Source organism: Leptolyngbya sp. Heron Island J, from assembly GCF_000482245.1.
Classification (GTDB): domain Bacteria; phylum Cyanobacteriota; class Cyanobacteriia; order Phormidesmidales; family Phormidesmidaceae; genus Leptothoe.
Map to the genome: position 1 here is coordinate 15,421 of NZ_AWNH01000019.1, position 12,302 is coordinate 27,722.

8 protein-coding genes are annotated in these 12,302 nt (G+C 48.5%); 6 read left to right on the top strand and 2 right to left on the bottom strand.

Annotation, left to right across the window (positions count from 1 at the left end):
• The first annotated feature begins 36 nt into the window (after positions 1 to 36).
• Positions 37 to 810, top strand: a complete 774-nt coding sequence (locus N836_RS45865; RefSeq protein ID WP_023071391.1) for a sulfite exporter TauE/SafE family protein — start codon at positions 37 to 39, stop codon at positions 808 to 810.
• Between the two features lie 50 nt (positions 811 to 860).
• Here N836_RS45865 and N836_RS76385 read toward each other — a convergent pair whose 3' ends face one another.
• Entirely contained in the window at positions 861 to 1,016 is a 156-nt protein-coding gene (locus tag N836_RS76385) for a hypothetical protein (protein WP_023071392.1), read from the bottom strand.
• A 407-nt stretch (positions 1,017 to 1,423) separates the two neighbouring features.
• Between N836_RS76385 and N836_RS45870 the strand changes: the two genes are divergently transcribed.
• From N836_RS45870 to N836_RS45890, 5 genes are all read left to right on the top strand, one after another.
• Entirely contained in the window at positions 1,424 to 4,111 is a 2,688-nt protein-coding gene (locus N836_RS45870) for an MGH1-like glycoside hydrolase domain-containing protein (protein WP_023071393.1), read from the top strand.
• Between the two features lie 268 nt (positions 4,112 to 4,379).
• The gene (locus tag N836_RS45875) at positions 4,380 to 7,922 is read left to right on the top strand and encodes a DNA polymerase III subunit alpha (protein ID WP_023071394.1); all 3,543 of its coding nucleotides are present in this window, start codon (positions 4,380 to 4,382) and stop codon (positions 7,920 to 7,922) included.
• A gap of 195 nt (positions 7,923 to 8,117) precedes the next feature.
• Positions 8,118 to 8,885: a lipase family protein gene (locus tag N836_RS45880; RefSeq protein ID WP_023071395.1), complete on the top strand. Its 768-nt coding sequence runs from the start codon at positions 8,118 to 8,120 to the stop codon at positions 8,883 to 8,885.
• Between the two features lie 138 nt (positions 8,886 to 9,023).
• A complete protein-coding gene (gene ypfJ, locus N836_RS45885; RefSeq protein ID WP_023071396.1) occupies positions 9,024 to 9,875 on the top strand; it encodes a KPN_02809 family neutral zinc metallopeptidase in 852 nt (283 codons plus the stop codon).
• Positions 9,876 to 10,226: 351 nt separating this feature from the next.
• A complete protein-coding gene (locus N836_RS45890) occupies positions 10,227 to 11,114 on the top strand; it encodes a hypothetical protein (protein ID WP_023071397.1) in 888 nt (295 codons plus the stop codon).
• On the opposite strand, the gene N836_RS45895 is transcribed toward N836_RS45890, so the two are convergent.
• On the bottom strand, positions 11,111 to 12,223 hold the full coding sequence (locus N836_RS45895) for an S-(hydroxymethyl)glutathione dehydrogenase/class III alcohol dehydrogenase (protein WP_023071398.1): 1,113 nt from the start codon (positions 12,221 to 12,223) through the stop codon (positions 11,111 to 11,113). The genes N836_RS45890 and N836_RS45895 overlap by 4 nt on opposite strands.
• Positions 12,224 to 12,302: the final 79 nt, after the last annotated feature.

Genomic DNA, 12,302 nt, shown 5'->3' on the forward strand with positions numbered 1-12,302 from the left:
TGAGTACATTGCTTTTGCTCATCCTTTTGCCCATTTATGGATGCAATCCCTGACATCAGCCCCGGATTTGTCGGTGTAAGTTTTCTCGCGTCGTTTATTGCCTGTTTTTTCTCTAGCCTGGCGGGTGGAGGAGCTGGGTTAATTTTGCTGCCTATCCTGCTGCTACTAGGATTACCCTTTGTCAATGCTCTGGCTTGTCATAAGTTGGCCGTTGGTTTTATTGGCTTGGGCAGTGGCTATCGTTATACCAAAGCTGGGCTAATCGATTGGCAAATGTTTTGGTGGACTGGGCTGGCAGGCGTGCCTTTTGTCATCCTGGGCACTCGATTCGCCGGACAGCTATCCAGTGAAACCATGCGACCGATCCTGGGGGGTGTGATTTTGACCATGGTCGCTGTTGCCTTTTTGCGTAAAACCGATCATTTAGAACATCAACCCCGACAAATGTCCCCCAAGCTATGGCTGCTGGCATCGTTGATGCTGCTTCCCATGGCCTTTTACAGTGGCTGGATTACGGCAGGGGCGGGTATTTTTACCACCTATCTTTATTTATTGTTTTTCCGGTATGACCAGCTGCATGCTACGGCGATGACCCTATCGGCCAATGGCATTTTTTGGAATATGGTTGGGGCTGGGGCTCACGTATTTCTTGGGAATACGGTGTGGTCGTTGGCTCCCGGTCTAGTCGGTGGTGCTTTGCTGGGCAGCTACTGTGGGGCCAGTTTGGGGATCAAAAAGGGCAATAAATTTTTGCGGTTTATTTTTCTGACGTCGGCGTCGATTACTGGAGGGTTGTTGTTGTTGCGGTAAGCGGCGCATCCACAAGAGATAGGGCATCCCTGGTGGATGCACCTACGAGACTATTGTTCTTGGGATAAATGGATGGGAACCCACTGGCAGACTAGCGTGCCATTAACCCGAGTCCAATGGGCCACGAGTTGAGATCGCTGCTGAGGGCGAGAATCTTTGGGAGGAACAGCGCGATAAACAGTGGTTGGGTTTGCATAAGTAAGCATATAGGTGTCCTCCTCAGGGACGATTTACAATAGCTAATTCTCAGGAGTACTTAATCTGACTGGTCTGAAGGTCAAACATTCAATCCAGGGATCAATCTCCAGCAGTTCATCACTAACTTTTATTGATTTGAAATGTATTGAAAGATACATCACTTGTTTTTCAATTTCGGGTAGCCCAACTTAAACACACTGTTTTTAGCCTGAGTTTTGGGGTGTTAGCTATTCGTTGAGTAGCTAGAAAGCCTTGCTCCAATGTGGCTTGAGCGACCTTGATAATTTGTCGATATCGACATTTATATTGCTTTACATTGCATAGAAAGCTGGGGGAGTGGTGAGGTAAGGTCGGCTCATCGTCGTCTCATTTTGGTGAGCGATAAGCTATTTCACGCCCCTATTGTTGTCCTACCATGACTGCTGAACACGCTCGCTTACAGACTCAGCCAGATGCTTGGAAATTCTGGGGACCTTACCTGAGCGAGCGTCAATGGGGTACTGTTCGTGAAGATTACAGCGCGACCGGTGAAGCCTGGGATTATTTTTCCCATGCTCAATCCCACAAACGGGCTTATCGCTGGGGTGAGGATGGGTTGTTGGGGATTTCTGATGAAAAACAGCGACTTTGTTTTGCGCTGGCGCTGTGGAATGGAGAAGACCCAGTACTAAAAGAGCGGCTCTTTGGTCTAACGGGTAACCAGGGGAACCATGGTGAGGATGTAAAGGAGTATTACTTTTATCTGGATAGTACGCCGACGCATTCTTATATGAAGGCGCTCTATAAGTATCCGCAATCGGCCTACCCTTATGACGAGCTGGTGACGGAGAATCAGCGGCGCGATCGCACTGCCTTGGAATACGAACTTCTAGACACAGGCGTCTTTGACGAAAATCGCTACTTCGATGTCTTTATCGAATATGCCAAGGCCGCACCCGAAGACATTCTGATTCAAATTACCGTTACAAACCGAGGACCTGAGACTAAAACTCTGACCGTATTGCCCACTCTCTGGTTTCGTAACACCTGGAGCTGGAAAGAACATGCAGACAAACCCAGTCTTAAACTAGCTGACACTCAATCAGGTTTTAGCATTCTAGAAGCTGTTCATTCGGGTTTGGGCAATCGCTGGCTCTACTGTCAGAGTAAGAATTTGGTACAAAAATCTCCGATTTTGTTCACGGAAAATGAGACTAACTACCAGGCGGTTTTTGGTGCTACCAATGCTACTCCCTATGTCAAAGATGCTTTTCATCGCTATGTGATTCAGGGTGAGTCAGCTGCTGTAAATCCTGATCTGATGGGGACTAAGGCTGCGGCACTCTATGTATTGACCGTGGCACCTGGAGAGAGTCAGGTTATTTGTCTGAGACTGAGTGACCAACCGCAACTTGCAACTCCTTTTGGCGAATCTTTTGCCACTACTCTGGCTGCTCGACAACAGGATGCAGACGACTTTTATCGCAAAGTTTCTCCGTTTCCGATGCCGGATGAGGAGAGAGCGGTTCAGCGTCAGGCGTTTGCTGGCCTTTTGTGGACTAAGCAGTACTTTGAGTTTGATGTCAATCGCTGGCTTCAGGGCGATCCGACGACGCTGAAACCGCCAGAAGGTCGCCAGCGCAATCGGGAATGGATTCATCTTGATGCTCAAGATATTATCTCCATGCCCGATAAGTGGGAGTATCCCTGGTTCGCGGCATGGGATACGGCGTTCCACTGCATTCCCCTGGCTATGGTAGATCCGGAGTTTGCCAAGTATCAGTTGGATATCATGACGAGGGAGTGGTACATGCATCCCAATGGTCAGATTCCGGCCTATGAGTGGGCATTTGGGGATGTGAACCCACCGGTGCATGCCTGGGCAACGTGGCGGGTTTATAAGATTGAGCAGAAGGTGAAAGGGGTGTGCGATCGCACCTTTCTAGAACGTGTTTTTCAAAAGCTCCTCCTCAACTTCACCTGGTGGGTTAATCGCAAAGACTCCGAAGGCAATAATGTCTTTGAAGGTGGCTTCCTGGGGTTAGACAATATCGGCGTTTTTGATCGCAGTTCTGACCTGCCCACTGGCGGACATTTAGAGCAGTCTGATGGCACCAGCTGGATGGCCATGTACTGCTTGAATATGCTCACCATTGCCCTAGAGCTAGCCAAAGAAAACCCAGTCTATGAAGACATGGCCACCAAGTTCTTTGAGCATTTTCTTTACATCGCCGATGCCATGAACCATATCGGCCAGGAGCGTACTCAGCTCTGGGATGACGAAGACGGCTTTTTCTACGATGTGCTGCACTTTCCCAACGGCGACCGACAGCGTCTCAAGGTCCGGTCAATGGTGGGTCTGATTCCCCTCTTTGCAGTCATGACTCTGGAGCCCGATTTATTAAAACAGGTACCTGGATTCAAAGAACGGCTGGAGTGGTTTATCAACAATCGTACTGAGCTAAAAAAGAATGTCGCCTGTATGGAAACGGCAGGCGTGGGTGCTTGTCGTATGTTAGCTCTCTGCTATGCCACCCTAGGAAAAGTTGAACCAACTGACAAATTGCGTCGCATCCTTGCCAAACTGCTAGATGAAAACGAGTTTCTCAGCCCCTACGGCATTCGTGCCCTATCGCGCTACCATGCCGAGCATCCTTACTGTTTCAACGCTGATGGCGAAGAGTTTTGCGTAAATTACGAACCGGCAGAATCCAGCAGTGGCTTATTTGGCGGCAATTCCAACTGGCGTGGTCCCATCTGGTTTCCGGTGAACTATTTGCTGATCGAGTCGCTCCAAAAATTCCATCACTACTTAGGTGATGACTTCAAAATTGAATGTCCTACTGGCTCAGGGCACTGGATGAATCTGTGGGAAGTGGCAGCAGTGCTTTCCCAACGACTAACTCGTATTTTTCTCCCAGATTCTGAGGGTAGTCGGCCTGTTTACGGTGGCTTATCGACTTTTCAGCAAGACCCCCACTGGCAGAACTATATTCTTTTCCATGAATATTTCCATGGTGATAACGGTGCAGGCATCGGAGCCAGCCATCAAACGGGCTGGACTGGTCTAGTGGCTAAGTTGATTCAGCAGCAAAGTGAATATGGTGCATATCGAAGCGTTTGATGACTAACGAGCAGTTAGAGTTACCCATTGAGATGGCTTTTCGATTGGGCAGTTAATCGGAATAGAACAACGGAGGTATTGAAGCCATTGCTTGGAATCGTAACCCAATACAGCCAATCATGTTAGTAAGAAATCTATCGTTAAATTAACTAGATATAGCGCTATAAATCGGCTAACCTTATAATCCATACTCTACAGCTAGTGGCTAACCCAACGCTTCAGGTAGCAAACTCCATAGAGTATACTTGTACTAAAATAGGCGCACGCTATGTCCTTTGTTGGTTTGCATATCCACAGCGATTACAGCTTGCTCGACGGAGCCAGTCAGCTCACACCGCTGGCTGAAAAAGCCGTCGAAATGGGTATGCCCGCCATTGCCCTCACCGATCATGGCGTCATGTACGGGGCCATTGAGCTGATCAAAACCTGCAACAAAGTAGGGATCAAGCCCATCATCGGCAATGAGATGTACTTGATCAACGGGGATATCACCAAGCAAGAAAAACGCCCCCGCTACCACCAGGTCATTCTGGCCAAAAACACCCAGGGCTACAAAAACCTGGTTAAGCTCACCACTAAGTCCCATCTGGACGGTGTCCAAGGTCGTGGCATCTTTTCCCGTCCCTGCATTAATAAAGACCTGCTGGAGCAATACCACGAAGGGCTGATCGTCACCAGTGCCTGTCTCGGTGGCGAAGTCCCCCAGGCCATTATGCAAAATCGCCTGGACGTCGCCTATCGTGTAGCAAAGTGGTATAAAGACCTCTTTGGCGAAGACTACTACTTAGAAATCCAAGATCACGGCTCGCCGGAAGACCGTATTGTAAATGTGGAAATCGTTCGCATTGCCCGCGAGCTAGATATCAAAATCATCGCTACCAACGACTCCCACTTTATTTCCTGCGTGGATGTCGAAGCCCACGACGCACTGCTCTGCATCCAAACTGGCAAACTCGTTACTGAAGACAAGCGCCTACGCTACAGCGGCACCGAGTATCTAAAGTCCGCAGAAGAAATGCGTCGCCTTTTCCGCGATCATCTGCCCCAGGACGTCATCGACGAAGCCGTAGCCAATACTCTGGGAGTGGCGGAAAAAGTCGAAGCATACGATATCCTCGGCAACCCACAGATTCCAAATTTCCCAGTGCCTGAGGGGCATACCGGCGAAACCTATATGGCTAAAGTTTCCCGCGATGGTTTGCTGGAAAGATTAGAGATTGCTTCCTACGAGGAGGTCCCCAAGGAATATCAAGACCGTCTGGAATACGAAATCCAGATGATGCACCAGATGGGGTTTGCTACCTACTTCCTGGTGGTTTGGGATTACATCAAGTTTGCCCGTGATAACAAGATTCCGGTGGGGCCAGGACGAGGTTCTGCAGCCGGGTCTCTGGTGGCTTACTGCATGGGTATTACCAATATTGACCCGGTGCACCACGGTTTGCTGTTTGAGCGATTCCTGAATCCTGAACGAAAGTCTATGCCTGACGTCGATACCGATTTCTGCATCGAAAAACGGGAGCAGGTAATTGAGTATGTGACAGAAAAGTATGGTAAGGACCATGTCGCCCAGATTATTACCTTTAACCGTATGACCTCCAAAGCGGTGCTTAAGGATGTGGCCCGTGTGTTAGACATTCCCTACGGTGAATCCGACAAAATGGCGAAAATGATCCCGGTGGCTCGGGGTAAACCTGCCAAGTTGAAGGTGATGATTGATCCTGAGAAAACCCCTGAAAAGGCATTTCAGGAGAAATATGAAAGCGGCGATCTGGTCCCTGGAACGGCAGTCACCTACCAACGCTGGCTGGATATGGCCATCACCATTGAAGGCACCAACAAAACCTTTGGCATGCACGCGGCGGGGGTGGTGATCTCAGCTAAGCCCCTGGATGAACTGGTACCGCTACAGCGCAATAATGACGGCGCAGTCATTACCCAGTACTACATGGAAGATGTGGAAGCCGTGGGTCTGCTAAAGATGGACTTTTTGGGGTTACGCAACCTCACCATGATCCAAAAAGCAGTGGATTATGTGGAGCAAACCCGAGGCAAAACCCTCGACATGGATAAGGTGGCCTACGATGATCCAACAACCTATAAGTTACTGGGGCGAGGTGAGCTGGGTGGTGTCTTCCAGCTGGAGTCCTCGGGGATGCGGCAGATTGTCCGTGACCTCAAACCGGATGGATTGGATGATATTTCGTCAGTTTTGGCTCTATATCGCCCAGGCCCGCTAGATGCTGGACTGATTCCCAAGTTTATTAACCGGAAGCATGGTCGGGAACAGATCGACTATCCCCACGAACTCATTCAGCCGATTTTAGAAGAAACCTACGGCATCATGATCTTTCAGGAGCAGATCATGAAAATTGCCCAGGATATGGCGGGTTATTCCCTAGGAGAGGCAGACCTGCTACGCCGCGCCATGGGTAAGAAAAAACAGTCAGAAATGGACAAGCACCGTGGCAAGTTCATTGAGGGCTCTGTCGCGAATGGTGTGCCTAAGAAAACCGTGGAAACCCTCTGGGACCAGATGGTTAACTTCGCTCAGTACTGCTTTAATAAGAGTCATTCCATGGCCTATGGCTATGTCACGTTCCAGACGGCATACCTCAAGGCGAATTATCCGGTCGAATATATGGCGGCGCTGCTGACTGCCATCAGTGGCGATCAGGATAAAGTACAAATGCATATTGCTAACTGTGTCAGCATGGGAATCGAGGTGCTGCCGCCGGATGTAAACCGCTCAGGGGTGGACTTTACGCCGGAAGACAATAGCATTCTGTTTGGTTTGTCGGCAGTACGAAATGTAGGGCTGGGTGCAATTGAGACGATTTTGCAGAACCGAGCTGAGGAGGGGCCATTTGGGTCGTTACCGGAGCTGTGCGATCGCATCGATCTTCGTGCTGTCAATCGCCGTGCCCTAGAAGCGCTGATCCACTCTGGAGCCCTAGACGGTCTCAACAACAATCGGCGTCAGCTCATGGCAGATCTCGAATTTGTTGTCGACTGGGCCCAGTCCCGTGCCAAGGATCGTGAGATTGGCCAGGGCAATATCTTTGACATGATGCTGGGTGGTGGTGATACTAGCAAGCCTAATCAGAACAACAATGCCAGCGCCTACGAAGCTGCACCCAAAGCCCCATCAATGGAAGACTATGATCCACAAGAACGGCTACGTCTAGAAAAAGAGCTACTAGGCTTCTACATTTCTGATCATCCACTTAAATCCATACAGCGCCCGGCACGTATTCTAGCGCCCATTAGTCTGGCTGAACTCGCTGAACAGCCCGAAAAACTGACTCTAAGTGCGATTGTTATGGTCAGTGCCATGAAACCCATCACCACTAAAAAAGGTGACAGTATGGCAATCCTACAAATTGAAGACCTTAGCGGCCAAGCTGAGGCGGTTGTTTTTCCGCGTTCCTATGCCCGCATCGGCATGCATATCAAGGCTGATGCTCGATTAATGATTTGGGGTAAGGTCGACCGTCGAGATGATCAGGTACAGCTAATTATCGATGATGCTGAACCGATTGAAGATGTACGCTTAGTGACCGTTGAACTGCCTCCATCCATTGCGGGCGATATTGTCCAGCAAAACCGTTTACGCAATGTGATTCAAAATCAGCAAGGGGAGGATAAACGCGAAGCTAAGGTCCCCGTAGTTGCCATGATTACTCACCAAGGGCATCGTCAAGTGGTTCGTCTTGGCGCTCAATTCCGAGTTAAGGATCCAGATGAAGCGGTATCTGCTCTCAAAGCAGCTGATTTTCAAGCCAAGACAGCACCGCTCGTCAGTGCCTAATGTTGCATGTTTCCCTGATGATCTGAAATTTTGGGGAACGCTATTGAAGGTTCTAGCAAGCTCTAGTGCTGATGTTGACTCCTTCCTGTGGCAGCATTTACCTGGAGACACTTAATTTTTATCACCGAGTGGTCAAGATGCAAACCTCATGAGGCAGACTGACCTCATGGGGTTTGCAATTGAATTGTAAGGATTATGACTAAGCAACTCGATAATACAACTGCTCTGCGCTGTGCCCATCTCGCCAACGAGGTTTATCGAGACTTGAACGCTCGGCTGCGCTTCAGTATTGTGCCTGATATTGTGCCTAAGTTTTTTGATATTAAGGAAACCGATACTCAAGTCGCTCTGCTAGAAGATCCTGATACTCAGTGTGGTTATGTCGTTTTTCGTGGCAGTAATGCTGATCGTGATTGGTTAACGAACTTAGACTTTGCTCAGTGGTCTACCGTAACCGATGCTGTGCTTGATAATAAACAGCTGGATTATCCTGACGTTTATGGAGAATCGAGTGCTGGTGTGAAAATGCACACAGGGTTTACCAAAGCCTATCTAGCAGTACGCTCTCAACTTCACGCCCTCGTTAAGCATAGTGAAGTCACCCATTGGATTGTGACGGGACATAGTTTGGGTGGGGCCTTGGCAAAATTGTGTGCTGTGGATTTGCAATACAACTTTTCACCAGCTGTCTCAGTCGAGGTTTATACATTCGGAGCCCCGCGTGTCGGTAATCGGGCTTTTGCAGACTCCTATAATCGCCGTGTTCCTAATACCTGGCGGTTTGTAAACGGTAATGATGTAGTTTGTGGACTCCCCCGTCGTTGGCAAAACTACCGTCATGTCGATGCTCGGATCAGGTTTAAGGTTGGGTTCAGTTGGCGAATTATCTCAGGTAGCTTACAAGATCACCGTATTGATCGATATATTGCGGCACTGACTAAGCGTGTAGATCGAGAAGGTTAGTGGCTGTCTGAATACTAAGAGATTCCTTGGTTTGATTTGTAGCTAAAGATGTCAATGGTATATTCCGAAATAAGTGCCTAGTGCTTACCTTTAAATTCTTAATATCTGAGTCTTTTACAACAGACCTAAAGGATAGTTATGAAAAAAACGGGGCGACGCAGTAGCAATATCGACGATCGCCGTGGCGGTGCAAGTTCTCTGGTGGTCGGTGGGGGCGGTTTAGGTGCTTTGTTGCTGGCTGCAGCTGTGACAATGCTAACTGGAAATCCAGGCCCCATTTCGGATCAAGTTGCTGCACCACCGACCCAATCGCCTGCTCAACAGCAGCAAACATCGCCAACTGAGGATGAACTGGCTAACTTTATCTCCGTTGTATTGGCCGATACGGAGGATACGTGGGGGCAAATTTTCCAGGAGGAATTCGGTCAGCCTTATCCTGAGCCTACCTTAGTTTTATTTTCTGGGTCTACGCAATCGGCCTGTGGTCTTGGCCAGGCTGCAATGGGGCCGTTTTACTGTCCGGCTGATCAAAAAGTTTATATTGATCTGAGTTTTTATAATGATTTGAAAACTCGTCACCAGGCTCCTGGGGATTTTGCCCAAGCCTATGTCGTTGCCCATGAAGTGGGGCATCATGTGCAGAACGTTTTAGGTATTTCTAGTCAGGTTCGACAGCTTCAAAGTGGTGCCAGTGAAGTTGAATCTAATCGACTGTCTGTGCGCTTAGAACTCCAAGCGGACTGTTTTGCCGGTGTGTGGGCCAATCGTGCTGATCAGGCCCGCGATATTCTTGAAAGCGGTGATATTGAAGAAGCTCTCAATGCGGCTAGTCAGATTGGTGATGATCATTTGCAGCAACAGTCCCGTGGCTTTGTAGTGCCGGAATCATTTACTCATGGTAGTTCTGCCCAGCGTATGCGGTGGTTTAATCAAGGTTTAGCAACGGGCGATATTGAGCAGTGCGATACGTTTGCTGCCAATCAGATTTAGGGCGGTTTTGTCTGTGATTAGAGTTGGGTTGCGGTTGCTCAGGTCTTATACCAAATCCGAATTCATCAAACCCGATTAAAAATGGACGGTTCTGTAGGGGCATCCCCTTGTGGGTGTCCTTTGATATCGGACGCTATCAGTCAGGATTTCGTATGAGTAGCTATTGTTTATATCCGTATTTTTACGGATGATTAGAGTGGGTAGGTGAGTCAGGGGTACAAAACTATACTCCGTGAAATCTCGCTGTTTTTTGCTAAATATCAAGCCTTGAAGAAGATGTCAAAATCACTGAGGTGGTCGACATCTAAGTAGAGATATCACTGATGAAGTATTGTTTGATACTCGTCTGTGATGATGACTAAGTCGACTGCATTTTTGAGGGTTGCGATCGCAACTACTATTCTCTTAGCAGGTGAGATCGCGCCTGCTAGCGCCAAAGTAAGAGTTCTAGATTTTGAAAAAGATGCCCTGGGTAATGACCTGAGTGGAGGTACTCAAATTCATGATGATTGGGCGGACTGGGGCCTCACTATCACCGGCAAAAACTACAAAACTGGTAATAATAATGCGCCTCTACTGCTCTATGACACCAGTAAGTCTGGGGCAGACAACGATTTGCGTACTGGCACAACCTGGGGCACCGTCAACCAAGGCAATGCCCTCATCATTCAGGAATATAACAATGGCAGCTATAACCTGCATAAACCTGATGATGAGGCACAAGGCGGTCATGTTTGGTTCAAATTTGAGCAAGAAATTGGGTTTCAAAAGTTTTCCTTGCTCGATATCGACGATAACTTTGGAGATGCTGCCGGTACTCAAGTCCGTGTCATTGGCAAAAATGCCGATGATAAGAAAGTTCTAGATATTAATGTCGACGATCTAATTAGACGATTTGCAGATACCTATACCAATCCGGATCACACCAAAAGTCAGGGTAAATCCCTGACCCATTCGTATACCAACGGTCTGGGCGAAGATATCGATGTCACTATTACCCAAGTCGGTAATAAGCGTGACGATAACTCAATGTTTGAGTTTAAGTTCGACGAAGCTACGGTCCAGAAAATCAAATTTCAGTACAACGGGGTTAGTGGAGCCATTGCAGATTTACAGTGGGATGACCATACGACTGAAGAACCACCACAGCTACCAGAACCCTCCGTCAGCCTTGGACTCATGATGATGGGGTTGGTTGGTTCTTGGCAGTTTTTCACAAGGCGTCCGCAGCCAGATTAATCAAAAGTTACGACACTGCGAATTGACTGGCCTGTATGCATCACATCAAAAGCCTCGTTAATTTGCTCAAGTGGAAAAGTGTGGGTGATCAGGTCGTCAATGTTGATCTTGCCATTCATATACCAATCCACAATTTTAGGAACATCGGTACGGCCTCTGGCTCCACCAAACGCCGTACCTTTCCACACTCGTCCCGTGACTAATTGAAACGGGCGCGTTGCAATTTCCTGACCTGAGGCAGCTACACCGATGATGATGCTTTCACCCCAGCCCTTATGGCAGCACTCTAATGCTTGGCGCATCACCTGCACATTGCCAATGCACTCAAAGGTATAGTCAGCCCCACCTTTGGTTAAATCCACCAGGTAAGGGACTAAATCTCCATCCACGTCTTGGGGATTGACAAAATGGGTCATGCCAAACTTTTCTGCTAGGGCTTTTTTCCCAGGGTTAAGATCGACCCCAATAATCATGTCTGCCCCCACCAAACGGCAGCCCTGGATCACATTCAGGCCAATACCCCCCAGTCCAAATACGATTACATTGGCACCTGGCTCTACCTTGGCAGTATTAATCACAGCCCCAATTCCCGTTGTGACCCCGCAGCCAACGTAGCAAACCTTATCAAAGGGGGCATCTTCTCGAATTTTAGCTAGGGCGATCTCAGGTACAACGGTATAGTTGGCAAACGTTGAGGTCCCCATGTAGTGATAAATCGATTCATTTCCCAACCGAAAGCGACGAGTGCCATCGGGCATGAGCCCGCGACCTTGAGTACTTCGAATCGCCTGGCATAGGTTGGTTTTACCGCTCAAACAATACTCACAGGCACGGCACTCCGGCACATAGAGAGGGATGACATGATCGCCAGGCTTCAGGCTTTTGACATCATCACCTACGTCAACAACTACACCAGCTCCTTCATGCCCCAAAATGGCTGGAAATAAGCCTTCTGGATCTTTACCTGAAAGGGTATAAGCATCAGTGTGACAAACACCTGTAGCCTTGATCTCAACCAACACTTCACCAGCTTTCGGCCCATCTAACGTCAGCGTTTCTATTGTTAGGGGTTGACCAGCCTGATGAGCAACAGCGGCTCTCACTTCCATAATCTATTCCTCTGCGCAATTGCTTCTGCCAGGGTAAATGATGAGAGTAGTAGATTATCAACCCGTTATTCAACTGTAA